Source organism: Ignavibacteriales bacterium (assembly GCA_016709155.1).
In the GTDB taxonomy this organism is placed as follows: Bacteria; Bacteroidota; Ignavibacteria; order Ignavibacteriales; family Ignavibacteriaceae; genus JADJEI01.
This window is the reverse complement of record JADJEI010000013.1, coordinates 220,530-246,718: the sequence shown is the minus strand read 5'-3', so window position 1 is coordinate 246,718 and position 26,189 is coordinate 220,530. Positions and strand designations below refer to the sequence as shown.

The window sequence follows — 26,189 nt, the reverse complement described above, 5'->3', positions numbered from 1 at the left end:
AATGATGGCTTAGCCCAACGATTGTACTATTTACTTTTCTTTTTTTTAATTTCTTTTTTTAAAGTCCAGTCGGCAAGCGGATTTCGCAAATTTATTTTAGCTAACCCGTCATCCGTGCCCAGCCAGATTGCATTACCATCAAAATACATTGCGTGGACAACAGAAGAAGTGATATTGAGTTCATTCAACTCTATCGTTTCAATTTTCCCATTTAATCTATTAATAATGGTAATTCCTTTTCCATATTCCTTTCGCTGATTCCTATCAAAACTATAAACCCCTGCCCAGATATAATTCCCGGATCTTTCGATACAATAAATTCCATTACCAGCAAGCCCATTACCTTTATAATATTTTTTCCAATCAAGTTTTCTATTGAATTTGAAAAGACCTCCAAGATTAAATTCCGGGTCTTCTTTTGTTACAAACTCATCAGTTGCAAACCAGATGTTCCCACCTTCGAATAGAAAATCAGAGACTGATACTGATTTACCCTCACCATTAAAATATCTGCCTTTGTTTGTTAAGTAGTACCATGATTTAGGGTCAGGCGCACTCTTTTTTTTATAATATTTATGTATGCCTGATTCTGACCCAAACCAAATTAAACTATCACCATCGAGATAGATTGCTTTTATGGTATTAGATTTCAAATCGGTTCCCTGAGTACGATCTATATCGGTGTAGGTTTGCTTTTTAACATCATAAAATGAGATGTTTCTGAATCTGCCAATCCAAAGTAAATTTTTATCGTTATCAAATTCTAATGCCCTGATCCAATTTCCGAACTCCCCTCCCTGTGAAAATTTTTTCTTTGTCCATTTGTTTTTCTTTTTATTAAAAATGAATAATCCTTCAGCACTGCCAGCCCAAACAAATTCTTTGCTTACCGCAATACAATAAAATAAATCATTCTCAAGATTATTATTCTTAGTTGAATAATTTTCCCAAACTAAATTTTTATAGGAGTATTTATAAATTCCCTGTCCATAGGTTGAAATCCAAAGTTCGTCGCCGAATCGTTCGATACCGTTAACTGAAGCGCCTTCAAGAAAGATTTGAGTATTCGATTGAGCGAAGGAAACTAAGCTACAAAAGAGAAATAGAGATGCGCGGATCACTATTTTTTTAAAGCTGCTCATTGATTAGTTCAGGTTGGATTTTAAAGTGTATTGCAGTTTAATAGCTTTCGTCTGGGCACGGAAATTTTTTATCCCTTATGTCTTCAATATATTTTTTAAAAGCTTCTGTCATTGTATCAGCAAGGTTTGAATAATGTCTCACAAATCTTGGATGAAAATCCATATTCAACCCGAGCATGTCCGGTGTTACCAAAATTTGTCCGTCACAATAAACACCGGCTCCAATTCCTATCGTTGGAACAACAACTGAAGCCGAAATTTTTTTCGCAAGTGAAGCAGGAATTTTTTCTATCACAATACAAAAAGCGCCAGCCTGTTCAATTGTCTTTGCATCGTTTAATATTTCATCTGCTTCGGCTTTAGACCTGCCGCGTTCCCGATAACTTCCGAATTGATGGATGCTTTGCGGAGTTAATCCAACATGTCCCATAACCGGAATACCGGCTTCGGTAATTTTTTTGATTGTTTCGGCGACTCTCTCACCCCCTTCAAGTTTTACAGCGCTCGCCGATGTTTCTTTCATTATTCTTCCGGCGTTTCTGAAGCCTTCATCAATACTTAGTTGATACGACATAAAAGGCATATCAACCACAACCATTGCTCTGTTTACTCCCTTTGCCACTGATTTTGTATGGTAGATCATTTCGTCCATCGTAACCGGAAGGGTGGTTTCATTACCTTGAAATACATTGCTGAGCGAATCTCCAACAAGTATAATATCTATTCCGGCATTGTCTAAAAGTTTTGCAGTGATAAAATCATAAGCGGTTAAAGCAGTGATTTTTATCTTTTTCTTTTTTAGCAAAGCAAGACTTTTTGTTGTGATCCGTTTGATTTCCTGTTCGGTACTCATTTTAGTTATGCCTGAAGTTATAGTGTAAATTCAAATTGGGCTTGTTTGTCAAACGCACAATCAAAATATTTTTCAAAGCCTTTTAAAATTGATTCTGAAAGAATTTCGTAATCAACGTTATTGCTTAAAATTTGACCAAGTGTGGTTGTAGAGTTTTCAATTTCATTTTTTAATTTTATTTTTTCTGCATCAGATATTTTCATGTAATTCACAATATTGAGATGATAATCGCCGCATAAAATAGAACCATGCTGCAGGATGGTGTTATCTAATTTTCGCTGCGCACTCCCAACTACTTTTCTTCCATTGTATTTTAATTCGCTCTTTGCCGGTACTGCAAAGCAGATTATCCCTTTTGTTTCTTTATACAAGGATTGAAAATCTGCTTGCACACTCTCAAGTTGAATAGCTTCAAGTTTTGGGTTAAAAAAAGTCAGTCCTTTTTTAAGTGCAATGTTTATCTCATGATAAATATTTTTTGCTGACGAATTTGAATTAATTGGTAGTATGACTGAGTAGGTCAATTCTTCAGAATGCAGAATTGCTCTGCCCCCGGTCGGTCTGTTAACAATATCAATATTGTCTTTATTGGCTGAGTAAATATCTATAGAATCTTTTTTTTGATTAGCGCCTAATGAGATACAAAAAGGCTGCCATCTGTAAGTTCTTAAAACGGCTGTATCTTCCGGTAATGATTTGGCAATTTGTAAATCAAAATTCATGTTAAAAAAACCGGTATTCAAACCAGTGTCAATATGCTTCCATTTCATTTTCCTATCAAACCACGCTTACTATTATTTATAAATTCAATAACATTTTTGACAAATTTATTTTCTATCATCTCATTTTCAATTTTAGTTTTTGCCTGGGAGACATTTAACGAATTATCATAAATATATCCATAAGCTTTTTTTAATGCGAAAATATCTTCGTTTGAAAAGCCTCTTCTTCTTAAACCGATAACATTTAATCCCGAAAACTTTAACGGGTAGCCTGCGGCAAGAATGTACGGAGGCAGATCCTGTGTAATTCTAAAACCGCCGCCAATCATGGAATGTTGACCAACAGTGCAAAACTGATGAACTGGGGTTAATCCACCAATAGTCACATAATTTTCAATATGCACATGACCGGCAAGCTGCACTCCATTAGCAAGTATTACATTATCTCCGACAATGCAGTCATGAGCAACGTGGGAGTAAGCCATCAAGTAACAATTTTTACCAACCTCAGACTTGCCTGTTGATTTAGTCCCTCTATGTAATGCAACAAACTCGTGAATAATACTATCATCTCCGACATAAAAATTTGTGGGTTCATTTTTGTAACCGATATCCTGAGGCGCATTTGCTATCGAGGCTGATTGTTTTATCTTAACTCTGTTACCAATTCTTGCTCCGTTATAAAGCACGGCAAAAGGACCGACTTCGCAATCGTCGCCTATTTCGACATCATCTTCGATTATGGTGTAAGGGTGAATGATAATTCTATCACCAAGTTTTGCTTTTAGACTAACTATAGAGGTGGGGTGAATTTGATTCATAAACTAATTCTGATCCTTCATTGATTGTTCTCTATCAACAACACCCGCCATAAAATCAGCTTCGGCTACCAAAGTTTCATTTACGAAAGCTTTCCCGCTCATCATCACAACTTTGCTTTTCTTGCTTGTCAATTCTATTTCCAGAACCAATTGGTCGCCCGGCACAACCGGCTTTCTGAATTTAGCATTATTTATCTGCATAAAATAAACTAATTTTTCTGCTGGATTAATAAACGCATTGAGAAGCAGCACCCCTCCCGTTTGAGCCATAGCTTCGATGATCAGTACTCCGGGCATAATTGGCTGACCCGGAAAATGCCCCACAAAAAAGGGTTCGTTAACAGTAACAGATTTAACTCCGATCACTTTCTTATCAAGTTCGAGGTGAATAATCTTATCAACAAGTAAAAAGGGATAACGATGAGGAAGTATTCGTTGAATTGCATTTATATCGAAGACAACGCCTTCAGTTTTAACAAACTGATATTTTTTAACTAGTTTCTTCTGCTGATATAGTTTTCGAACCATCTTTGCAAATTCGACATTGGCTCTATGACCGGGTCTTGCCGCAAGTATTTGAGCTTTGATTGGTGCGCCGATTAGAGCAAGGTCGCCAAGCAAATCGAGAAGCTTGTGCCGCACGGGTTCATTTTTAAATCTGACTTTGACATTATTTAATATTCCATTTTCGCCAAGCGTTAGCTTATTTTGTATTCCAAGTTTTTCGCTAAGAGTATCAAGTTCCGGCTGAGAAGGATTTCGATCAACAATTACGATTGCATTGTCTATATCACCACCCTTAATTAAACCAGCATTGACTAATTGTTCTATCTCACTTAGGAAACAAAAAGTTCTTGCCGGTGCAAAATCATTTACAAATTCTTTTTCAAGATCGAACATACCGGTGTGCTGACTTCCCAAAGCCGGATTCTGATAATCGACCATTACGGTTACGCGATAACTATCAAGTGGAAGTGCAACTATATCAATTTGTTTTTCTTCGTTGTGGTACATTACCGTTTGATCAATTATCAAATAATCTTTTGGTGCTTCCTGCTGCTGAAAGCCGGCTTTTAATAATGGCTCTACATAAGGCATCGCGCTGCCATCACCAATAGGAGGTTCGATCCCATCTAGTTCAATAATTATATTATCAATTTGAAGACCTACAATAGCAGCCAAAACATGCTCAACAGTATAAACTTTCGCTTCACCAATTCCAAGAGTTGTTCCGCGGGAAACATCAACTACATTATCAGCCGTAGCTGAAATTTCTGGTCTTCCGCCCAGATCCAGGCGAATAAATCTGATTCCATAATTTTCGGGTGCAGGTTTGAAAGTCATTGTGCAAAACGTTCCTGTGTGTAACCCCACCCCTGAAATAGTCATTGATTGCGAAATAGTTCTTTGTAGCTCAAGCATTTAGTTTCCTGAAAGTTTTGATTTTATATTCTTAATGTATTTAAAAAAATAGTAAGATAGATATTGAAATACAATTAAAGCGACATTCAAATATCTTGGGTCACATTTTGTAAAAATGATTTTGTGAAATCAAAAATATCTATCGAAAGTAAAATGCAATAACTCGGTGAAAAAAAATATCTATTTAGAGGCTATTTTTCACTATCGATTTTTTCTTTGAGAATAGAAATCTCTTTTTCCAGCATTTTTATTTTCTCCACGTACTCCGGAAGATTTCGAAGATGTGCCTCTATTCGTTTTGCATGGCCGAACTCTTTTGTCGGGCTTCCGAAGTACATACCGGGTTTACTAATTGATTTTGATACGCCGGACTGAGCAATTACGATTACATTATCACCAATTTCAATATGACCAACAACCCCCACCTGCCCGGCAAAAATGCAATGCTTCCCAATTTTGGCACTTCCAGAGATTCCAGTTTGAGCCGACATTACAGTATCTTCTCCAACTACAACATTATGAGCTATTTGAACAAGGTTATCTATCTTAACCCCTCGTTTTAAAATTGTTGAGCCAAGTGCTGCGCGATCAATTGTAACATTCGCACCAATTTCCACATCATCTTCCAAAATTACATTTCCAATTTGAGGAATTTTGTTATAAACACCTTTTTCGTCCGTAACATATCCAAAGCCATCAGATCCTATAACTGCACCTGCATGAATAATTACTCTGTTTCCTAATTTGCATTCTTCTCTGATGCTGACATTTTGAAAAATAACAGAGTCACTGCCGATGGAGACCTTTTCAAGTAATACTGAATTGTGAAAGATTTTTGTGTTATCTCCTATTCTACAATCAGCAGAGATGACAACATTTTTACCAATCGCAACGTTGCAGCCTATTTTGGCTAAGGGATGAATAAAGGCTGTAGAATCAATGCCCGCAAGCGGGAAATCCGGAGTGAAGTAGTGAATTAAAATTTTTGCGAATGCTTTATTCGGATCGGCACATTCGATATAAGTTATATTATCTCTGGTTTTATTGAATCCAGGTTTAACAATTATAGCGGAAGCTTTTGTAGAAGTAAAATACTTTTCATATGCGGGCAAGTAAAGAAAAGTTAAACCGCCGTCAGATGCTTCTTCAATTTTTGAAAGTCGCCGTATTTCAAGTTTATCATCACCGAAAATGCTGCCTCCAATTAAGGAGGCAATATCCCTTATTTTAATTTTCATTTTTATTCGAGCTTTAATCTCTCTAAAACTTTTGCAGTAATATCATACTCTTCTTTAGCATAAAGCAGAAGTACATCGCCGCTGCGATCGAAAACAAAATCAAGCTCTTCTTCTTTAGCAATATCGGTGATAGCATTAAATACTTTATTCTGGACAGGTTTCATTATTTCATCCTGCTTCTGAAAAAGTTCACCATTATTCCCGAATTTCTTTTCGCGGAATTCACCCACCTGCTTCTCAAGTTTAACAAGTTCCTGCTCAGTTTCGGCACGGGTTTGATCCGTCATTATTAATTTTCTCTTATCGTAATCATCATACTTGGTTTTCCATTCCTGCTCGAGTTTGGAAAGTTCTGTTTGCCACTCCTTAACCAAAGCATCCAGCTTCTGATTTGCATCCTGGGCATCAGGAAGGTTCTCCATAATTGTATCCGAATCAACATAACCAATTTTTAACTGTGCAATTGATGATCCAGCAAAAAAAAGAAATGCACAAGTAATAAGCAAAGAGATTTTTTTCATCGTTTCCTCAAAAATTTCGTCACAAAAATATTTAACCTAAAATTTGCACTGCGTATTATTTACAAGCCGCGCTTTAGTTTATCAAGCACTTTAAAAGTTATATCGAAAGCGGAATCAGCATATAAAAGAATTATATCACCGCTTTTATCGAAAACAAATTGCATTCCTTCTTCTTTAGCAACATCTTCAATCGCTTTATAAATTTTTGCTTTTACAGGGTTGAAGATTTCTTCCTGCTTTAAATAAATTTCGCCTGTTCCTTGTCCAAATTTAACCTGTGAGAACTGTCGCAAGTCCTGCTCCATTTTAATAAGATTTTGTTCGGCTGCTGCTTTTTTATCAGGGGCCATTGTTTCGGCTTGTTTTTGATAATCAGCATAACCTTGTTGAAGAGCAACTTGCATAGAGTCGCGCTGTGCACTCCATAAATTGGTAATAGCATCAAGGTCTCCTTGAGCTTTTATAGCTTCAGGAAATTGAGTAAGAATTATTTGAGAATCAACATAGCCTGTCTTTTGAGGCGCTTGAGCAAAAATAATTGTTGTTTGAAGAATCAATAACACAATTGTGATCAGAAAGTTTTTCACTTTTTTTCCTTTTATAATTTAATATTAAATAATTAACTAAAATCCTTTGCCAAACTGAAAATGGAATAACCATGCAGGGTCTTTACTATCTGTAAGCTGCCTGTCAAATCCATATCCAAGATCAAAACCAATTAATCCTAAGGGATTAATAAAAATTCTTGCACCGATACCAACTGAACGACGTAAGTTGAAAATATCTGTTTTGTCAAAATTTTCAAACACATTTCCAGCTTCAGCAAAAACTAATAAATAAAGCGGAATCGGTTCGAGAGCAACTGCAAATCTAAATTCGGTTGTAAATCGTGTCATCACCCTTCCTCCAATAACATCACCGTTTGCATTTCTCGGTCCGACAGTTCGATCATCGTAGCCGCGCAAGGGGGATGTAGCAATTACTAATCCATTGCCGCCCATGTAGTAAAATTCGAATGGTTGGATCTGCGTGCCTTTAACTATCTCGTCAATGTAACCGAGGTCAGCAACTGTGTAAAGAACTAACCTGTTTGAATTGAATAATTTTCTATACCACTCAGCAGTAAAACTAATTTTTAGATAATCAACGTCACCAGGTAAGAATGGACCTCCGGAAATTTCACCATCTAAAGAAAAATTTGAACCGAAGGAGGGGAAGATCGGATTATCAATATTCTTTCTGCTCAAAGTTGCTCCAACGGTAAATTGATTTGTCACGCCTTCTGCATAAAAATTCTGTCCTTCAATAACATTATTGTATTGATATTTAAACCCAAGCAGAGATAAAAAAAGTCATCAGGCCATTTCAATCTTCTTCCCAAACGCAAAGTTCCGCCGGACTGTCTTAAATCATAAATATATTGCTGACGTGTATCGAAAACCTCAAAACCTGCTAAGGTTGGGGTATCAAATAACCAGGGCTCGGTGAATCCGACAGTAAATGTTCTATAAATTGAACCGACACCAAACTGCCAGTTGAAGCTTAATATTTGTCCACCCCCCAATGAGAATGGTTCGGCAATAGAAAAATTGGTAAGGGTTATTCCCATCGCACCGCTGAAGCCGAAACTGCCGCTGTAACCAACGGAAGCATTCAGGTAATCACTGGACTTTTCTTCAACATTGAATCCGACATCTACTGTGCTGTCGCTGCTTAGTTTTGTAGAGATTCCCGAAGGTCCATAAAGTTTTTCAACATTAAAGTATTGAAGGTTTGCAAGCTGTTGAATACTGCGGAAAAGAAAGCCGCGATTAAAATAATCTCCCGGCACCGTATAAAGTTCGCGACGGATAACTTTGTCTTTTGTTTTGTCATTTCCGGCAATGTTTACGTTTCCAATTCGAAATTGATTTCTTTCTTCCAACCTTATTGTAACATCAATTGAATCTTGCGGGATCTTCGTTTCGGTAGTAGTAAGATTGAATGTTAGATATCCATTATCCAGATACATTGCATAGATGTCGCTCTGCTTTTCATTTCCTTTCAAGTTTTGTTCGAATCTCGCATAATCGTAAATGTCACCTTTTTTAAAATCTAATCTTTCGCTCAACTGATTTGCAGTGTAAACCGTATTACCAACCCAATTGATATTTCTTATTTTGTATTGTGTCCCTTCGAATACATTAATTACAATCCGCATATCTTCGTTATTGTTGTAATATTGAATTGAGTCGCTAATAATGTCAGCATCACGATAGCCATTTCTTCTGTAATAATTTATGATAGCTTCTTTATCTTTTTCGTAATCGTCGGGGTTGAACTCGGCACTGCTCCAAAATTTCCACCAAACTGATTCTGAAGTTTCATCCATCGCAGATTTCAAATCATCATCTTCAAGTGAAACATTACCGTTAAAATCTATTTCGCGGACAGTTGTTGCCTCCACCTCTGTAATTTCCAATTTGAGTAAAATTCTATCTTTTATTTTTGTTAAAAGATTAGAATAATAAGGATCATTAGGCTCGTAGGATAATTTATATTCATCGGAAAGATCAATCGTATTTCGCCAGGTAACTTCGATTTCGTCGTCTAAAGAATCTGCGGCGAAAAACGAATAATATTTTGGATTGATTTTAGCATTTAGCAATCCTTCTTTTTTATAATCCTGCAGCAATCGTTGTTTCAGATTCGCAACATCCTGAGGTTTTAAAATTTGCCCGCGAATGAAGGGAATTCTTTGCTCAATATCTTTCTCACTAAGCTCATCATTTCCTTCAAATACAGTTCGTTCAATACGAGGATATTCCTGAACTTTAATTAATAGAAAAACTCCTTCAGAGACTTCTTTTTCAATTTGAATTTGAATGTCCGAAAAAATATTAAGCGACCAGATCTGACGAATTGCATTTAAAGTTTGATCACCGGGTATTTGTATTTCATCACCAACTTTAAGTCCGCTGTTTACAATAATTGTAGCGGCATCAGCGGATATACTTCCCTCAACCGCAATACCAAGTATTTTATAACTTCGGGGATTTACCTGAGCGAATAAAAGACTACTAAATATGAATATGAATAAAAATAGATTAAGCAATTTCTTTAGGGGAATCAGAGACATTCTTTACGCCTTTATCATTCTTTTTTAATTGTTCACTAACTTTACCGAATCTTCTTTCACGTTTCTGAAAATTTCTAATAGCATCATAAAGATGTTCTCTGTTAAATTCAGGCCAGTACACATCGGTAATGTAAAATTCCGAATAAGCAATTTGCCATAGCAAAAAATTACTTACTCTAAATTCTCCACTTGTTCTAATAACCAGATCCGGATCGGGCATGTTGCATGTGGTGAGGTGATTGGAAAATATTCTTTCGTCAATCTCACCAGCATTTATTTTTCCTTCTTTAAGTTCCTCTGAAATATTATTTATAGCTCGTAAAATTTCCCATCTTCCGCTGTAGCTCAACGCAAGATTCAGAACCATTTTTTTATTGTTTTTTGTTTTCTCAATATCTTCTAATAATTGATTCTGAACTTCAACCGGCAGAGCCGAAATATCGCCAATTGTTGTAAGTTTAATATCATTTTCATGAAGTTCGCTTGTTCTATCTTTCAAACTTCGAAGCAGTAACCTCATCAAAACTGAAACTTCCTCTTGCGGTCTTTTCCAGTTTTCGGTTGAAAAAGTATAAAGAGTAAGATATTTAACTCCAAGCTGTGTGCAAGTTTCAACAATATTTCTAACGGTATCAACACCTCTTTTATGACCGGCGGCACGCGGCAGACCACGTTTCTTTGCCCACCTTCCATTGCCATCCATAATTATGGCAATGTGTTTAGGAATTTCACCTGATGACTTGAGTTTTGATTGAGTATTTTTATCTGATTCAGTTTGTTTTTTAGCCAATTTATTTCCTGTTTCCAAAAGAGCGCCCAAAAATAAATTTATAGCACTTTAATGTCAAGGTAACTAAAATAACTAAAATATATGAATGCACGAAGAAAATCACCGCTGCTCCGGGTACGAAGCAATGAGATATTTGCAGGATTTAATAATCTGAGGGTAATAATTTTAGGAAAAAAGAGTTCTTTGCTTTTTTCTAATAACTTTCTGATTTATTGAAGGGTCAATAATTTGAATCAATCGGATATTTTTTTTCACTTCCTCATTAAGGCTTTGAATAATTGATTTTGCTTTCCCATAAAGTTGAAATGGTACACCAACAAACAGAACTACCTTTTTATTTGTCCACCTGGTTTGACGCGAAGCGAGGAAAGTCAGTTTATCCGATAATGAATATGATTCAAGATCATCTTCACTTAGGATGATTCCAATTGCATAATCATTTTTGTACTTTGCAATTATATCAACTTCATGTCCCCCGATTTTTGTCGGTTCCGGAAGATAAGTCCCAAATTTTCGGCTGATAGTTAAATACCCTTGTTTCCAGAAATGGTCAATTAATAAATCAATATTTTTTTTCTGTGTTAAGTTCATATGGCATCATGATATTATTGGAATTATTGGTGAAAATCTTTTTTTATTTAAGATCTTAATATTAGCTATCATTTTATATTCAAATCTTTTTACTTCGCTGGACTTTTCCATTCTGCCGTAGATAACTTTATTGCCAAGTTTATCTGTGCTAATAAAGTAAGGGTCTATCACAATTTCATTTAAACCGTATAAAAATTGTAATGAAGTTCTTCTTTTAATTGCGTTTGAAAATATTTCAGATTTCATTTTTAATTCCTTTTAGTTTATCCAGCGAAAGACACCTAAGACTTTTCCAACAATTGAAAAATTTTTCTTGCTGCTTACTTCAATTGGTTTATAATTATCATTTTCGGGCATTAGTCTTATCGTCGAATTTTTTCTTTCAAGTTTTTTAACAGTAACCTCATCATCAAGCATTGCCACAACAATATCACCGTTGATTGTTTCTTCATTTGGTGAAACAATCAAAAGATCATCTTCAAAAATGCCGGCATTTATCATACTATCTCCTCGCACTTTTAAAGCGAAACAATCTTCAGATTTTTTTATGAATTGGGGATCAATAACAATTGATCCTTCATGGTTTTCTACTGCGTTAATTGGTGTTCCGGCTGCTACTCTTCCGACAATTGGTACTTGAGTAAATGTATTTGTTCTTCTCAAATAGTTATCGTTATTCTGAAGAATTGTTATCCCTCTGCTCGCATTGCTTTCTATATTCAAATAGCCTTTTTTTACAAGAGCGTCTAAATGCCTTTTAACTCCAAAGGTTGAGGAGATGTCAAATTTTTTCCCAATTTCACGAAGCGTTGGAGGATAGCCTACTTCATCCCGGTATTGTTCGATGAAACTTAAAATCTGCTGCTGGCGGTCTGTTAATTTATATTTCATAAAGTGTTCCTTTGTTCACTACAAACATAGTGAACATAAAAGCACTTGTCAAGAGAAATTTTGAGAATTTTAAAAATTATGAGGTGGGTAAAGTTTTTATTTTTTTTAGATTTCAGAAAAAAGCAAAAAAAAGGATGAACTAATTTTTTTTAACTAGTTCATCCTATTCATAGAAAGGTTATAAAATAAAGCTTATGAAACTACAACTTCCTTTTTTTCTACATAAGTCAATGATGATGTGTGTCAGGTTTTAATCCATAATGTAAAGAAGTAAGTTCATTAAATAGTTTTACTGCGAGTTCACCGGGTTGACCATTATTTATTGTCATTGTAAAATCTTTATAAGTAAGCCAGCCAACTGAAGTAATAATTGCGGCTGTGCCGGTGCCGAAAACTCCAAGTAGATTTCCGCTTTTATACTTATCAATAACTTCATCAATTGAAACTAACCGCTCGTTGATAGTCATTCCCCAATCTTTTAAGATTTGAATTACCGATCTTCGTGTTACACCGGGAAGAATACTGCCGGTAAGTTTTGGAGTTACTACTTCATCCTTAAAGCGGATAAAAATATTCATTGTGCCTACTTCTTCAATATTTTTTTGTTCAATTCCATCAAGCCACAAAACTTGAGTAAAACCTTTTTTTCTTGCTTCTTCGGCGGCAAGCAAACTTGCTGCATAATTAGCAGGAGTTTTACATTCGCCCAATCCCTTGCGAACTCCACGAACGTACTCATCCTGAACAAGAATTTTTACGGGTTTAAATCCTTCGGGATAATAAGCACCAACTGGAGAAAGTAATATTATCAGCTTGAAGTTTGAGGAAGGCTTAACACCAAGCACCGGATCAGAACCTAAAATAAATGGTCTGATATAAAGTGCTTCACCTTGCTTTATTGGAATCCAATCTTTTCAATTAAGACTAATTCTTTCATTGCCTCAAGAATAAAATTAGCATCAACATCAGGGATGCAGACACGACGTGAAGAATTATTTAGTCTTTCAATATGAGCTTCGGGTCGAAATATCACTACTTCGTCATTAACGGTCTTAAAGGCTTTCAATCCTTCAAAAACAGCCTGACCGTAATGCATAAACATAGAGGAGGGATGAAATGATAAATCATTAACAGGTTTTATAACTGCGTTATGCCAGCCTTTTACAGGATCATAATCCATTTCGAACATATGATCAGTAAAATATTTTCCAAACCCTAAGTTTTCAGGAATGACTACTTTACCGACTCTTTCCCGAATCTGATATTTTATTTTTTCCATTATGCTGCCTGAATTTTTTGATTAAATCTTTGGTTCAATTTTACGGAAATTTCTTCACACTTAAAAATGATAAAGCTAAACTATTCACCATTAAAAACTGACAACGACAAAGAACTGAGGCAGAATCTATTTCATCTCCCACCTGTCTTTTCTCTTATAACTTCCTTAAATTAAAAACAAAAATCCCGGGCTTTACTATGAAACCAAAAATATTCCTTCCTCTCCTGCTTTCATTCTTAATTCTTAATTCTTCATTGTTAATTAGTACCGTTAGGTACGTCAGTCCCACTGGCAGCAGCACCCCACCCTACACAACCTGGGAAACCGCCGCCGACAGTATTATGGAGTGCATTAACATCTCCACATTTGGCGATACGGTTTACGTTGCCAATGGCACTTACAAAGAGCAGGTAGTTATGATTCCCGGATTGTCGCTTATTGGTGCAGGTATGGATAGCTGTGTGATTGATGCTTTAATTTTATCTTTGAGTGGAATGATATAGTTGTTTTTGAAGATAACTGCTTACTGAAAGGTTTTACTGTACTTGCTAATGAAAATTTAGTACCTGGTATCGGGATAGGGAATTGCTGGCACAGGAGACAAAAACTGTATAGTAACACTCAACAAAGTTAGGTTTGCCTCTACTGCGATTGCACTTAGTAAAACAATTACCGGGATTACTGATTTAACAGTCTATAAGAATATTTGTGTTGATGCTGGCATTGGCATTAATATTTTTAATTCAAGTCCTTCCGTTAGTAATAATTATGTTTCAACACTTACCTATGAGGATGGGGGATATGGTATTTATTCCGGTGGTTTCACAAGCTTATATTATCCGGAAATTGATTCTAACTTTATTTTTAAAAGGAATGGGAATATTTAAATCATTTGGATCGAGACCGATAATATCAAACAATACTGTAATAGTCTATGATATAGCTAGTTCTGGAATAGTATTGGTTGATTCCGACTCAGCAAGCGTTTTTAATAATGTTGTAATATCGAAAAGTGATGATATTGGTCATGGTATTCGTAATGCAGGTGTACAAAACCTTCAGGCAAATAATAACTATATAATTGGACCCTATCGTTTTTCAGCAATCTCAACAGGAGATCAATCAGTTTTGAAAAACAATGTTATTACAAATTCAGACATTGGTGTTGAAATATTCAGTGATTATAACATATTAATTCAATACAATAATTCTTGGAATAACGATGTTAATTATATTGGTTTCACACCAGACAGCACAAACCTTGAAGTTGACCCAATGGTAATAAATGACGACTCAACAAAGGGCGATCTTGATTTTCACTTACAAAAATATTCTCCCCTGATTGATGCCGGAGATCCCAACATACTTGACAGGATGGAAGCAGAAGTGACATTGGTCTCTATGGCGGTCCTTACGGTTGGAGTTACACGTATAATGATTTAGCACCACGTCCTCCGCATAACTTAAGCGCTGTTGTTGAAGATGGATTGATAAAATTAACCTGGAATAAAAACACTGAAGCAGATTTTTCACATTATAGAATCTACCGCGACACAGTAACTAATTTTATCTATGACACTACCCGGATAGTTGGAATAACAAGCGACACTTTATTTTATGATAATCTCCCAATCACTAACAAAGAAAAAAAATACTATTATTTAGTTACAGCATTTGATAATCAGAATAATCAATCAGAACCAAGTGAAGAAGTGACAGTGACAATAACAGGAATGACAGAACATCCCCCCATTGGCGATGATGGATTTAGATTGTTGAGTAATTATCCAAACCCGTTTAACCCCTCAACAATAATTCCATACAGGTTAAAAGAACCGGGATATGTAAAGCTCTACGTGTATGATATAAAAGGCGAACTAGTAAAAGTCCTTGTCAATCAGTGGCAGAATAAAGGTTATTATGAAGTAGTATTTCAGCCCAACACAGAAGAAAGAGAAAGAGCAAACAGTTTTGAAGCCCCGATGGGACCATATTACAGCGACATAGCCACAGGCATATACATCTACCAGATAATGGTAAGGGGGGAAGGAGACATTCCCGTTTTTTCAGATATGGGTAAGATGATACTTCTGAAATAAAATATCCATTCTCAGAAACCTCAGATGTCAATGCCATCGGAGGTTCGTTTTTCGCTCATTTTAATACTTTTCTAACTCTACCAAAGCTTGGTTGGACTGCACGCCTTTTCCGTTGGACTCAACCACGCTTAAATCATGCCCAACCATTCCGTCGTCAAGCTTGACCGAACTTGCGTCAATCTTCACCACACCTGCGTCAAGCTTCACCTGACTTGCGTCATGCTTGACCACACCTGCGTCAAGCTTCACCTGACCTGCGTCATGCTTGACCACACCTGCGTCAAGCTTCACCTGACTTGCGTCAGTCTTCACCACACCTGTTTCATGCTTGATCACACTTGCGTCAGTCTCATTCGCAAAAATTTTTTCCCTAAACAATTTAACAATTCAGCAATTAAACAATTAATCATTCTTCCCGCCAAAATTTTATTTGATTTATTTAAAACTCGTATTAACTTGAAGCATCAAGTAATTAGAAGAAAATATAATGGAAAAAATATTTCAAAAAATCGGACTCGCGGTTACTTCTTCGCCAACAGGGAAAGCTTTGCTAAAAGAAGCTGTCAGATTGAAGGATTTGTTCTCGGCTGATTTATCTCTAATTCATGTGAGTGAAAAAAACGAATTCTCAAAAAAAATGATTTCGCAATTGATCGAATCCGCCGGGCTGGTAGAAAGTCAAACTGATCTTACCTGGGCAACAGGGGATCCGGCAAATGAAATATTAAAATTTTCAGAGCAAAAAAAACTCGACCTTCTAATAAGCGGTGCACTCGAAAAGGAAAACATATTAAAATTTTACCTCGGTTCGGTCGCTCGTAAAATTATGCGTGAGGCTTCGATGTCAACTTTGATATTGAAATCGCCTTCTATAAACCCCACGGGGTTTAAAAAATTTTGTATCAATGTAAATTTTTCGGAACAAAGTGAAAAAACTATAATGACGGCTTACCAGTTCGCATTAGCAGACTCTGCAGACGAATTTATTTTAGTAAGAGATTTTAATCTTCCCGGTCTAACTTCAACAACAATTGATTTTAATTCCGCAGAAAAAATTGATAAACTGAAAACAGAACAACTTCAATCTGAAGAAGATAAACTTCAGTTGCTTGTAAAAGAATTGAACCTGAAAGGTATTAACATCAAGACTAAATGTATTTATGGAAAAGAAGGTTGGGCTTCGAGTGACTATGCAAGGCAATCAGCAGTTGATCTTTTTGTCGTCAGCGCACAGAAAAGGAAGCTGAAATTCATTGATAGAATTTTCCCAAGATGAAGAAGAATTTTCGTACGAAAATTTGCCTTCTAATTTATTGATAATCCGGTGATTGAATGAATTTAGATTCCGAGCAAGTAACTTTATTTTTAATTAGCATTTCTCTGCTGCTAATTTTTAGCCGATTGTTTGGGGAGATTTTTATTAAGCTAAATCAGCCGGCTGTTGTAGGCGAAATACTTGCAGGTGTAATTCTTGGTCCGACTGTTTTTGGAATGATCGCACCATCCTACCACGAAATAATATTCCCGGATTTTGGACCTCTCAAATCTGCTCTTGAAGGATTGACAACAATATCCGTTATACTTTTACTTCTTTCTAGCGGAATGGAAGTTGATTTATCTACGGTAATCCGTAACAGAAAAGTTTCTTTCAGTGTCAGCAGTTTAGGAATTTTGATTCCATTTTTATTTGGATTCACCGTAGCATATTTCTTCCCTGATTTATTGGGAATGAACAATGAAAATCCAAAAATAATTTTTGCATTATTCATAGGAATTGCATTATCAATTTCTGCATTACCCGTCATAGCAAAGATGATGATGGATATGAATATCTTTAAAACTAAAATTGGTAATATCATCATTTCTTCTGCGATGCTGAACGATTTAATCGGCTGGATATTTTTTTCAATATTACTTGGATTTATCGGAACTGACGACAGAAATTTTGGTTTAACTTTTACTCTTTTCGCAATTTCTGGTTTTGTTTTGATTGTCTTATTTCCTCTTCGGAAGTTATTTAGTTATGCAATCAATTTTATTCAATCTAAATTTTCATTTCCAGCAGGCATATTAAATTTCATTTTAATTTGCGGATTTCTTGGCGCTGCTTTCACAGAATACATTGGAGTGCATGCAATTCTCGGCGCATTTCTTATCGGTATAGCCGTTGGAGATTCTGTTCATCTTAAAGTACGGACAAAAGAAACACTTCATCAATTCATCATTAATATTTTCGCCCCTTTGTTTTTCGCCTCAATTGGTTTAAGAGTAAACTTCATTTCTAATTTTGACATTGTTATCGTTGTCATTATAGTATTCCTCGCATTCGCAGGCAAACTAATTGGCGGTTTTTCGGGTGCAAGGCTGGGTGGACTAAATAAATCAGAGTCGTTCACTATTGGATTTGGTTTGAATGCTCGCGGTGCAATGGAAATTATTCTTGGAATTATAGCACTTGACTTCGGTTTGATCGGTGAATCTACTTTTGTTGCGCTTGTAGTATTGGCATTAGTAACTTCGATGGTCAGCGCTCCGTTAATGAGCAGGTTTATTTCGAATGAAGATTTATTCTCCTTATCCAATCTTATCAAAAATACTTCTATCATTAAACCTATAAAGAAAAATAAAAATGATGTAATAAAAGAATTGGTAGCTGCAATAAATTTTAAGAATAATAAAGATGAAATTTTAGAAGATGTTTTGAAACGTGAAGAATTAACACCGACGGGAATAGCGAATTATCTTGCAATACCGCATGCAAAGATGAATATCAAAAAACCAATACTGGTAATTGCCAGAAATAATTTCGGCGTTGATTTCCAATCTGCCGACGGATTGCCGGCAAAAATTATCATTTTACTTATCACGCCTTCTGACAATCCCGAGCTTCAATTAACATTGCTTGCAGAAATTGCAAAGAAATTTTCAGATAGGGAAAAAATAGAAGAATTATTAGAAATAAAAGATGAGACAGATTTTATCGAAAGATTGAAATCGCTTTAGAAAATTGTCATCCACAAAACATAATCCAGAATCAGAATCAACGCAGCAGAAAAAACAAAAGAACGAATAGTCGCTAATCCCACTCCCTCTGCTCCGCCCTCAGTTCTAAATCCGATATGACAGCCCATGAGCGAAGTTACTCCGCCAAAGAAAATTGTTTTTACAAGTCCGGCTACCAAATCAGGAATAATAAAAAATCTTTTTACTGAATTAAAGAAAACAGCAAATGAAACACCCAAAAAATAATTTGAAACAAGATAAGAGCCTCCAATGGCAATTACGATTGCAAACGTTACAAGTATCGGCATCATAATAACGGAAGCTAAGAATCTGGGCATTGCTAAAAATCGGACGGGACTAATTGCCATCGTTTCTAATGCATCAATTTGCTCGGTCACTTTCATTGTACCAAGCTCTGCAGCGATTGATGCACCAACTCGACCGGCAATAACAATTCCGGTTAACACAGGTCCTAATTCGGTGATGATTGCCCGACTTGTTGCCCCCCCCAAAAATGAAATCGGGGCGACACCTTTAAGTTGATACGCCGCCTGCCATGCCGAAACAGCTCCGGTAAAAACAGCAATGATTAAAACCAATGGAATTGAATTTACACCGATGTGTTCCATCTGGTAAAGAATTAATCTTCTGCTTTTTGGAATAGAAGTAAAATTTCTTATTATTTCCCAAAATAGTCTGGCAACTTGACCAAACTCCTGGAAAAACAACAAACTTTTTTCGCCGAGTTTTTGTAATAGCTTCATAGATAATTTTTTAATGTTTGCATTCAAATTTATAAATTTTTTGCTATTCCACTTTTTAGCGCTTAATAATTACTGTCAAGTAAAATTGGATTTAATGTATTTAAAAGAAAATTAAATTGAACTTGAACTTAAAATGAGACAAAAGCCGATGCTTAAAAAAAAATTGTGCAATTTTAGTTTCAAAACTCTTTATTAATAATAATAGTGTTCTGAATTCATTAATCCTTGTAAGGGTTTTAATTTTAAGCACTTAAAAATTCATTTTTTAAAGCTCCAATGAATTGGTTTACGAAAGGAATGATAATTTCTTAAGTGCATTAACCAACAATGTTTTGCATAATTATTGATAAAGTCCTGTCGTTAGTAAAAAATATATGGGATACTTAAGCTTAAACATTAATGGATTATAATATATCAGATAAATTAAATTCTGCGCCAATTGGCATTTTGATTTTTTCAAGAGATTATGTTGTTACGTACATCAATGCTTCTTTAGAAAATCTCGGGGACTTATACAATCTTCCATTTTCGAATCTTCTAAGCACTCAATTCGACGAATCTGAATTGTGGCATCTGTTTTCCCTCGATGATCATATTGAAGAATTAAAAAACGGGTATGGTTTTCAAAAAGACATCCGGAGCGTTCAATCATCAAATGGCAGCACTGTTAATTTATTATTAAAATGCACCCCTGCCTTTGATAACAAAAAAAACTTTGACGGCGGAATAATTGTGTTTGAAGATTTCAGAATACTTGCCGAAACGAACGATGAGTTAAAGTCGCAATCGCAATTTGGTAAAACATTTTTAAAAAATTTTCCCGGTTTAGTGTTTGTCACAAATAGATTTGGAAATATTGTTTTAAGTGGTGGAAATAGACTCACCCGATTTCCTGTGTTTGAGTCTGAATTATTTAATATTGAGATAACTTCTATTTTTAATTCTGATTTTGCCCTTACAGAAAAAATTGAACAAGTTAAAACTGAACTAACGCAGCAATCACTAAAATTGAATTTAACTCTGCAACGGGAAAATTTGATTTTTGATTGTAATATTTATCCTCATCTGACAGATTCAGGTTTACTTGATTCTATCTATTTCTTTTTGCTCGATATCACTTCTTCCGAAGAAGAAAAGAATTTGCTCATTGAGAATTCTAAACATTATGATCAATACAAAATTGCAAACTCACTTTTGGGTTTTTCTTTAATTATACTTTCAGAGAATAATCTTATTAAATATTGGGATGAGGGGTGCTCCGATATATTCTTGCAGGATTTTGAAGCAATCAATCAGAAACCTTTGACTGATATTTTTAAAGAAATTACGCCCGAACTATTAATAGAGATTAGAACTGAACTTCAAACAAGCGATATAAAAAAACTTAATCTGATTTGGACAGTCGGGGATACTAATAAAACTGTAGAATTAAATTTTATAAAATCAATTGTTGAAAACGAACTGCTTATCTATTGTTTAGACATTACAGAAAAAAGATTAGCTGAAAAAGAAATAAAAAATTCGCAAATGAAATTGATGGAAATCATCAACGATTTTTCCGAAGCATTTTGTGAGATAGATAAAGATGGAAAAACTGCATTTTCAAATAAATCGTTTCAAAATATTATTCAATTAAACAATACGGAGTTATCCGGTAAAGATTTTTTTTCAATTGTTGACCCCTCCTCCACATTCAATTCTTTTGATGCACTAAAAGGTTTTATTAAAAATGAAACTGTAAAAATAGAGTTGAATTTGCTTGGCAGAAACGAAATTAAAACTGAAGTGACTGCATCTTTCCTCCCAAAATTTGACAGTCAAAATAATCTTTACTGCATCTTTTGCTTTCTGAAAGATAACTCCGCAAATAAAAAAATTGAGAGCCAGCTTAGTTTCTATCAATCCCTATTCAACTCCGCATTCGACGGTATGGCAGTTGAATCTGAAGGAAGAATAATAATAGCAAACAATGCTTTCTCAGAAATATTTGGTTATGAATTAAGCAATCAACTTGAAAATAAAGATATTCTCGATCTTGTTTCGAACGATGATATTTTAAAAGTTGCTGAGTACTTTCGACTTCGCGAACGAGATAAAGATGCTCCACACAGATTTGAATTTCTTGCTAAACGAAAAGACAAATCATTTTTCTATGCTGAAATTTCTGTTGCGAGATTCGAAAAAGACAACAACGTTTACCTCGTTATAATTGCGCGCGATGTAACCGAAAGGAAAAGAGCACAAAAAGCTATTCGTGAATCAGAAGAAAAATATAGAAGCATTACTGAAAACATTGACGACTTCTTGTTCACCTTCGAGCGATCAGGTAAATTTTTACTGCCGGTTTTTTATACAAGCTCCGTTGATAAAATTACAGGATACTCACAGACAGAATTTTTAAGCGATGGCAGGCTATTCATAAAAATTATTCATCCCGATGATTTTTCCACTCTCAAAAAGAAATTAAGGAATCTTCTTAAAAGTAAAATTCAAGAAACCGGCGAGTTTGAGCTGAGAATTATCAGCAAATTTGGAAATGTTGTTTGGGTAAGAATAAAAGTAAATCTTGTCCGCAATGATAAAGGTATTATTCAAAAAATTTATGGATTAGTCAGCGACATAACGTACCGGAAGAAAGCTGAAGAGGAATTAAAAAAGTCAACCGAAAATCTTTTGAAAGTAAGCGAAACAAAAGATAGATTTTTATCAATCGTTTCTCACGATTTGCGCACGCCTTTCAGTTCAATTCTTGGATTTACCGATTTGCTTTTAAATGATGAAGAACTTAGTGATGAAGAGCGAAAGCAGTACGTTCGTTATATTCAGGATTCATCTAATTCAATGCTCCATCTTGTAAATTCACTTCTTGATTGGACAAGGCTTCAAGCCGGCAGAATAAAATATGAACCTCAAAAAATTTCCGCAGCGGGAATTATCAAAGATGCTTTAACAACTATCACTGGATCTGCAATAGTTAAAAAAATTACGGTCTCCTCTTCTGTTGGAGATGAAGTTTTAATATTCGCAGATAGAAATCTGATTTATCAGGTTTTTAACAATTTATTATCTAACTCTGTCAAATTCACTGCCGCCGGCGGAAAAATAATTATCTCCGGCAAGAAAGCTGCGGAACCCCGGTTTATTGAATTTTCAGTTAAGGATGACGGGGTGGGGATAAAACCTGAAAACATAAAAAAACTTTTCAGCATTGATTCTAAATTTACTTCGGAAGGAACTGCAGGAGAAAAAGGAAGCGGATTAGGATTATCACTTGTTAAAGAAATAATTGAGAAGCACGGTGGTGAGATTTCTGTATCGAGTGAATTTGGTGCAGGAACTGAATTCAGATTTACCTTACCTGTCGCTTCATCAAAAATTCTTTTGGTAGATGATAATAAAACCGACAGGCTTCTATATACTAAAATTTTAAGAAGCATAACTCCTGAATATGAAGTTGAAATTGCTTCGAATGGAAAAGAAGCAATAGAAAAATCATTGCCGAAACACCCGCCCTTGTTATTTCTGATCATGATATGCCTGAAATGAACGGCATACAATTAGTTAAAGAAATTTCACGTTCTGAGGTTAAGGAAAACCGCCATTAATAATTTTAAGCGGCGACGTAGACTTGAATCTTACCGAATATTATCACGAGCTTGGTATTGAAAATGTATTCCGTAAACCTGTGAACATCAGTGTACTGAAACAGGCTGTAGAAAAATCGTTGCGCAAAGGACTGAGCGGCAATTAGAGTTAAAGAATTATTGACTAATTTTTCTTTAAAACCAAACCAGACGATGAGGGGACGGAAATTATTCCATTAACTGTTTCAATCACCTCTATCCCGGCTTTTTCTGAATTAACTAGAACATCCCATTTACCTGCTGGCAGTTCGGCAACAACCTCTTTTAATGGATTAGCATTAAACAAGACTACGAAATCCTCATTTTTGTGTTTCACTTCATAACCGAGTGCAAAATCATTATCGTGAACAGGTATGAAAATAACATCATCATATTCTGCTCTTCTGAATGATTTAAATTCTTTCCTCAGTTCGATTAAGCCTTTATAGAAATCCCATAAATCCTGATTCAACTTTGTGATGATTATAATTAATATAATTTGCATCGTTATCTTTATCGTAAGTATTGTGATCAATCATTCCTCGATGCAGATCGTTTTGATTTGTGAGAGGAATAACTTTGCTTCGTGCAAACTCCTGCCCTTCACTAATCATTGTAATTCCACGCGAAGTGAAAAGGAACAGTGCACCAAGTTTGTTAAGCTTCAGTTGTGTTGGAGTAAGCTTAACATTTTTATCAATGTCGCTAATTATCTCATCCGGTCTAACATCACGAAGGGCTATTCTGATAAAATCGCCAAAAGAATAACCATCATGAGATTCGAGATAGTTTACAGAGTGACTTGCTTCTTGAAATAAGCCAAGCGAATCTTTTGTAAGAGTTCCGTTCACATAACTTTTAATTCTTTGCGGAGAATTATTTCCATACCAATTTCCGAAAATCCAGCCAGGACCGTTAATCGGATTTTCACCTTTTATTCCATTTCTAATTTGATCATTCCATGCACCCCACCCGCGCAAAGAAAATCCAGCCGGATCATATCCCCCGCCCCATGGTTCGCAGACAAAGATTACAAAGGGATTTATTTTTTTTGCTTCATAGATTATTGTTTCGATAGTCTCCCAGTCTATTAGTTTTCCAAGATCAAAACGGAAGCCATCAACGTGATACTCTTTCATCCAATATAAAATACTTTCAATAATTAAGCGGCGAAGCATTGGTCTTTCAGTTTTAAGATCGTTACCGCATCCGCTTACTTCCGTGCAATTTCCCTTTTCATTTAATCTGAAAAAATATTCTTTATCAATTTCTTTTAAATTACCATACTCATATTCGGAAAGATGATTATATACAACATCCATAATTACAGCAATATTTTCTTTATGAAACGCTTTCACCATATCCTTAAAATCGTTGACAGCTTCTGCATCAGCGCCGCTCCATTTATTCATTTCTATCTCACGAACATTTTCAGAGTAATATGACTCGGGCGCAAAAAATGCAGCGGTCATATATCCCCAATGGTTGCGTTCGTATGGATTCCAAGTGTTATACTTTCCACGCAGAGAATCTTTAAATGGAATTTCGATGTTTGCAAATTCCTGAGCAGGTAAAAGCTCTACAGTATTTACGCCCAGATTTTTTATATAATCTATTCCGCCGGTTTTTCCTTTTCAATTAAGCCCTTGTAAGTTCCTCGTTTAGTAACACCAGAGGAGGGGTGCTCAGTCATGTCACGAATATGCATTTCGTAAACGATTAGATCGCGCCAATCTCTTTGTATCCATTCATCATTCTGCTAATCGTAATTATCTTCTTTTACAATAATGGATTTTCGTGGAGTAAAATATGTATTATAGCTTGCCACCGCCTTTGCATAAGGATCAAGGCAAATCACAGCGTTTTTATTTTTATGCTTTACGGCAAAGTTGTAAAACTTCCCGAAAAGTTCACCATAAAGTGAAGTTTCCCACACGGCATTTTCATCTCTTGACATTTCATATTCTTTCCCATTTACTTCATCAACTTTATCAAAGATTACGAGAGAAACTTTTTCGGCATTTGGAGTAAATAATCTAAAATATGTTTTCCCATTTTCAACAAATGAGCCAAGCTTTTTGTCTGAGTAAAATTTATCAAGTTCATTTTGTTTCAATTGAAACTGTGCTTTTTGTTTAACTGCTTTTTGGGTTATCTGAAATGTACAAGGCACTTCCTAAAAATGTTATTGTTATTAAAAATATTATCGAACGAAAAAATAATTTTTTCATTTCTTTTTTGAAATTTTAGTTATTGTGAATAAATCTCACCATCAACTACGGGAGTTACACAAATCAATGGATGTTCGGGTACACCGAACTTTTCAAAAATTTCTTCGAACAGTTGAATATGCATTCCGCGTTTTTCAAGTTTATAAAATTTATTATAGCTCATAAATTTTCCATTCTTGTCCGAAGGTGCGTCAAAGAAGATAGATTTATTAAAATCTTCTTTAGCGTGACTTTTTAAGAATTCAATTTTTTTATCATCGCTGCCATCGTGTTTGTAGGAGACGGCTCTGAATTCTTCAACTATGCCGTTGTTTACTACGAAATAAATATTTAAAATAATTTCGTCCATCGTTAAAAGGTGAATTATATAAACAAATAAAACTTAAGCACACTGCGTACACAAATGCAAACTTGCACAATATACTTTCCATCGCAGAGATGACCGAATAATTGCCGGCGAACATTAAGGTAAATCCAACTAAAACCGGAACGCTGATAAAGATTGATCCAAAAAGTAAAACTTTGGCAAGCAGTTTTGACGACATAGACTTTGCTTTGCCATTTTCAAGTCCAACCTGACGAAGAAATTTTACTAGTAAGGCTATCGAAATCAAAATTGGCAAATAATAAAATGCACCAAACAAATCCCCTAAAGGATAATGATAGCTTGCATATAAAACAGTGCAGCTTGTTACGGCAAATTTAGGAATAACGAATAAGTAATAGATTGAAAATGTAATTGCCGGAATGAAAATCAAAAAATAATTTTTATTTAGTTCATTATTTGAAGTTAGTGTAAGCGACAAATACAAATTTAATGGCGGAAGAAAACTTATTACCACAAATGCAAGATATGGATAAAATGAAGCCTGTAAGCCTGCCTGGCACATTAAAAATTCCATAGTCTGATATGATGCAAGCAGTGCAATCATTATCATTGCAATAACATTGATTCGATTCTTCTCGATAAATACGATAAGATTGAAAAGCAACAGAAATTCTATGCAAGCAAATAAAAGTGATACTATTCCATTCCAATTATCCAAAACTTATTCCAGATTTTTGAAATCAAAAATAATGA

Annotated in this window: 22 protein-coding genes and 3 pseudogenes; 6 read left to right on the top strand and 19 right to left on the bottom strand. The window is 35.2% G+C overall.

The window, feature by feature from the left end; genetic code table 11:
* Positions 1–26 precede the first annotated feature (26 nt).
* The 14 genes and pseudogenes from IPH11_14230 to IPH11_14165 all read right to left on the bottom strand — a co-directional run bounded on the left by IPH11_14230 (position 27) and on the right by IPH11_14165 (position 13,388).
* Positions 27–1,142 (bottom strand): hypothetical protein, encoded by a 1,116-nt coding sequence (locus tag IPH11_14230; protein MBK6914740.1) that lies wholly within the window; start codon positions 1,140–1,142, stop codon positions 27–29.
* A 37-nt stretch (positions 1,143–1,179) separates the two neighbouring features.
* Positions 1,180–1,995, bottom strand: a complete 816-nt coding sequence (gene panB / locus IPH11_14225; protein ID MBK6914739.1) for a 3-methyl-2-oxobutanoate hydroxymethyltransferase — start codon at positions 1,993–1,995, stop codon at positions 1,180–1,182.
* Between the two features lie 17 nt (positions 1,996–2,012).
* Complete coding sequence (locus IPH11_14220) at positions 2,013–2,765, bottom strand: hypothetical protein (GenBank protein ID MBK6914738.1); 753 nt, start codon at positions 2,763–2,765, stop codon at positions 2,013–2,015.
* Positions 2,762–3,538: an acyl-ACP--UDP-N-acetylglucosamine O-acyltransferase gene (gene lpxA / locus IPH11_14215; GenBank protein MBK6914737.1), complete on the bottom strand. Its 777-nt coding sequence runs from the start codon at positions 3,536–3,538 to the stop codon at positions 2,762–2,764. The genes IPH11_14220 and lpxA overlap by 4 nt, the downstream gene beginning before the upstream one ends.
* Before the next feature lie 3 nt (positions 3,539–3,541).
* Positions 3,542–4,960, bottom strand: a complete 1,419-nt coding sequence (locus tag IPH11_14210; protein MBK6914736.1) for a bifunctional UDP-3-O-[3-hydroxymyristoyl] N-acetylglucosamine deacetylase/3-hydroxyacyl-ACP dehydratase — start codon at positions 4,958–4,960, stop codon at positions 3,542–3,544.
* A gap of 191 nt (positions 4,961–5,151) precedes the next feature.
* Entirely contained in the window at positions 5,152–6,198 is a 1,047-nt protein-coding gene (lpxD, locus tag IPH11_14205) for a UDP-3-O-(3-hydroxymyristoyl)glucosamine N-acyltransferase (protein MBK6914735.1), read from the bottom strand.
* Between the two features lie 2 nt (positions 6,199–6,200).
* Positions 6,201–6,719: an OmpH family outer membrane protein gene (locus IPH11_14200; GenBank protein MBK6914734.1), complete on the bottom strand. Its 519-nt coding sequence runs from the start codon at positions 6,717–6,719 to the stop codon at positions 6,201–6,203.
* A 59-nt stretch (positions 6,720–6,778) separates the two neighbouring features.
* On the bottom strand, positions 6,779–7,306 hold the full coding sequence (locus IPH11_14195; protein ID MBK6914733.1) for an OmpH family outer membrane protein: 528 nt from the start codon (positions 7,304–7,306) through the stop codon (positions 6,779–6,781).
* 36 nt (positions 7,307–7,342) lie between these two features.
* A pseudogene (gene bamA, locus IPH11_14190) lies at positions 7,343–9,837 on the bottom strand (outer membrane protein assembly factor BamA).
* A complete protein-coding gene (locus tag IPH11_14185) occupies positions 9,806–10,627 on the bottom strand; it encodes an isoprenyl transferase (protein MBK6914732.1) in 822 nt (273 codons plus the stop codon). Before IPH11_14185 ends, bamA begins: the two are co-directional and overlap by 32 nt.
* A gap of 165 nt (positions 10,628–10,792) precedes the next feature.
* The gene (locus tag IPH11_14180; protein ID MBK6914731.1) at positions 10,793–11,218 is read right to left on the bottom strand and encodes a hypothetical protein; all 426 of its coding nucleotides are present in this window, start codon (positions 11,216–11,218) and stop codon (positions 10,793–10,795) included.
* A 6-nt stretch (positions 11,219–11,224) separates the two neighbouring features.
* Positions 11,225–11,464, bottom strand: coding sequence for a hypothetical protein (locus tag IPH11_14175; GenBank protein ID MBK6914730.1), 240 nt, complete (start codon positions 11,462–11,464; stop codon positions 11,225–11,227).
* Between the two features lie 12 nt (positions 11,465–11,476).
* Entirely contained in the window at positions 11,477–12,109 is a 633-nt protein-coding gene (gene lexA / locus IPH11_14170) for a transcriptional repressor LexA (protein ID MBK6914729.1), read from the bottom strand.
* A 227-nt stretch (positions 12,110–12,336) separates the two neighbouring features.
* Positions 12,337–13,388: pseudogene (locus tag IPH11_14165) on the bottom strand (branched-chain amino acid aminotransferase).
* 197 nt (positions 13,389–13,585) lie between these two features.
* Here IPH11_14165 and IPH11_14160 point away from each other — a divergent pair.
* The 3 genes from IPH11_14160 (at position 13,586) to IPH11_14150 (ending at position 15,487) form a co-directional block, all read left to right on the top strand.
* The gene (locus IPH11_14160; protein ID MBK6914728.1) at positions 13,586–13,891 is read left to right on the top strand and encodes a hypothetical protein; all 306 of its coding nucleotides are present in this window, start codon (positions 13,586–13,588) and stop codon (positions 13,889–13,891) included.
* A 298-nt stretch (positions 13,892–14,189) separates the two neighbouring features.
* Positions 14,190–14,831 (top strand): right-handed parallel beta-helix repeat-containing protein, encoded by a 642-nt coding sequence (locus IPH11_14155; protein ID MBK6914727.1) that lies wholly within the window; start codon positions 14,190–14,192, stop codon positions 14,829–14,831.
* A 44-nt stretch (positions 14,832–14,875) separates the two neighbouring features.
* Complete coding sequence (locus IPH11_14150) at positions 14,876–15,487, top strand: hypothetical protein (protein MBK6914726.1); 612 nt, start codon at positions 14,876–14,878, stop codon at positions 15,485–15,487.
* 60 nt (positions 15,488–15,547) lie between these two features.
* Here IPH11_14150 and IPH11_14145 read toward each other — a convergent pair whose 3' ends face one another.
* On the bottom strand, positions 15,548–15,865 hold the full coding sequence (locus IPH11_14145; protein MBK6914725.1) for a hypothetical protein: 318 nt from the start codon (positions 15,863–15,865) through the stop codon (positions 15,548–15,550).
* A gap of 109 nt (positions 15,866–15,974) precedes the next feature.
* Between IPH11_14145 and IPH11_14140 the strand changes: the two genes are divergently transcribed.
* Both IPH11_14140 and IPH11_14135 read left to right on the top strand, forming a co-directional pair.
* Positions 15,975–16,763, top strand: coding sequence for a universal stress protein (locus IPH11_14140; protein MBK6914724.1), 789 nt, complete (start codon positions 15,975–15,977; stop codon positions 16,761–16,763).
* 56 nt (positions 16,764–16,819) lie between these two features.
* Positions 16,820–18,490, top strand: coding sequence for a cation:proton antiporter (locus IPH11_14135; GenBank protein MBK6914723.1), 1,671 nt, complete (start codon positions 16,820–16,822; stop codon positions 18,488–18,490).
* Here IPH11_14135 and IPH11_14130 read toward each other — a convergent pair.
* Positions 18,487–19,254, bottom strand: coding sequence for an ABC transporter permease (locus IPH11_14130; protein ID MBK6914722.1), 768 nt, complete (start codon positions 19,252–19,254; stop codon positions 18,487–18,489). The two genes, IPH11_14135 and IPH11_14130, sit on opposite strands and share 4 nt — an antisense overlap.
* A gap of 399 nt (positions 19,255–19,653) precedes the next feature.
* On the opposite strand from IPH11_14130, the gene IPH11_14125 reads away from it, so the two are divergent.
* Positions 19,654–22,800 carry a PAS domain S-box protein gene (locus IPH11_14125; protein ID MBK6914721.1) on the top strand — a complete coding sequence of 1,049 codons (3,147 nt, stop codon included), beginning with the start codon at positions 19,654–19,656 and terminating at the stop codon, positions 22,798–22,800.
* Positions 22,801–23,022: 222 nt separating this feature from the next.
* Here the strand turns inward: IPH11_14125 and IPH11_14120 are convergent.
* The 3 genes and pseudogenes from IPH11_14120 to IPH11_14110 form a co-directional block, all read right to left on the bottom strand.
* Positions 23,023–25,032 (bottom strand): annotated as a pseudogene (locus tag IPH11_14120) (pullulanase).
* Between the two features lie 95 nt (positions 25,033–25,127).
* Positions 25,128–25,457, bottom strand: a complete 330-nt coding sequence (locus IPH11_14115) for a hypothetical protein (GenBank protein ID MBK6914720.1) — start codon at positions 25,455–25,457, stop codon at positions 25,128–25,130.
* Complete coding sequence (locus IPH11_14110) at positions 25,405–26,154, bottom strand: hypothetical protein (protein MBK6914719.1); 750 nt, start codon at positions 26,152–26,154, stop codon at positions 25,405–25,407. The genes IPH11_14115 and IPH11_14110 overlap by 53 nt, the downstream gene beginning before the upstream one ends.
* Positions 26,155–26,189 lie beyond the last annotated feature (35 nt).

Bases quoted from the DNA above. Each gene is read 5' to 3' on its own strand.
- lpxD (MBK6914735.1), bottom strand. From the start codon at position 6,198: ATGAAAATTAAAATAAGGGATATTGCCTCCTTAATTGGAGGCAGCATT.
- IPH11_14180 (MBK6914731.1), bottom strand. From the start codon at position 11,218: ATGAACTTAACACAGAAAAAAAATATTGATTTATTAATTGACCATTTC.
- IPH11_14155 (MBK6914727.1), top strand. From the start codon at position 14,190: ATGGTATTTATTCCGGTGGTTTCACAAGCTTATATTATCCGGAAATTG.
- IPH11_14175 (MBK6914730.1), bottom strand. From the start codon at position 11,464: ATGAAATCTGAAATATTTTCAAACGCAATTAAAAGAAGAACTTCATTA.
- IPH11_14125 (MBK6914721.1), top strand. From the start codon at position 19,654: ATGGATTATAATATATCAGATAAATTAAATTCTGCGCCAATTGGCATT.
- IPH11_14135 (MBK6914723.1), top strand. From the start codon at position 16,820: ATGAATTTAGATTCCGAGCAAGTAACTTTATTTTTAATTAGCATTTCT.
- IPH11_14200 (MBK6914734.1), bottom strand. From the start codon at position 6,719: ATGAAAAAAATCTCTTTGCTTATTACTTGTGCATTTCTTTTTTTTGCT.
- IPH11_14160 (MBK6914728.1), top strand. From the start codon at position 13,586: ATGAAACCAAAAATATTCCTTCCTCTCCTGCTTTCATTCTTAATTCTT.
- lexA (MBK6914729.1), bottom strand. From the start codon at position 12,109: ATGAAATATAAATTAACAGACCGCCAGCAGCAGATTTTAAGTTTCATC.
- IPH11_14130 (MBK6914722.1), bottom strand. From the start codon at position 19,254: ATGAAGCTATTACAAAAACTCGGCGAAAAAAGTTTGTTGTTTTTCCAG.
- IPH11_14140 (MBK6914724.1), top strand. From the start codon at position 15,975: ATGGAAAAAATATTTCAAAAAATCGGACTCGCGGTTACTTCTTCGCCA.
- IPH11_14210 (MBK6914736.1), bottom strand. From the start codon at position 4,960: ATGCTTGAGCTACAAAGAACTATTTCGCAATCAATGACTATTTCAGGG.
- IPH11_14230 (MBK6914740.1), bottom strand. From the start codon at position 1,142: ATGAGCAGCTTTAAAAAAATAGTGATCCGCGCATCTCTATTTCTCTTT.
- panB (MBK6914739.1), bottom strand. From the start codon at position 1,995: ATGAGTACCGAACAGGAAATCAAACGGATCACAACAAAAAGTCTTGCT.
- IPH11_14220 (MBK6914738.1), bottom strand. From the start codon at position 2,765: ATGAAATGGAAGCATATTGACACTGGTTTGAATACCGGTTTTTTTAAC.
- IPH11_14115 (MBK6914720.1), bottom strand. From the start codon at position 25,457: ATGGACGAAATTATTTTAAATATTTATTTCGTAGTAAACAACGGCATA.
- lpxA (MBK6914737.1), bottom strand. From the start codon at position 3,538: ATGAATCAAATTCACCCCACCTCTATAGTTAGTCTAAAAGCAAAACTT.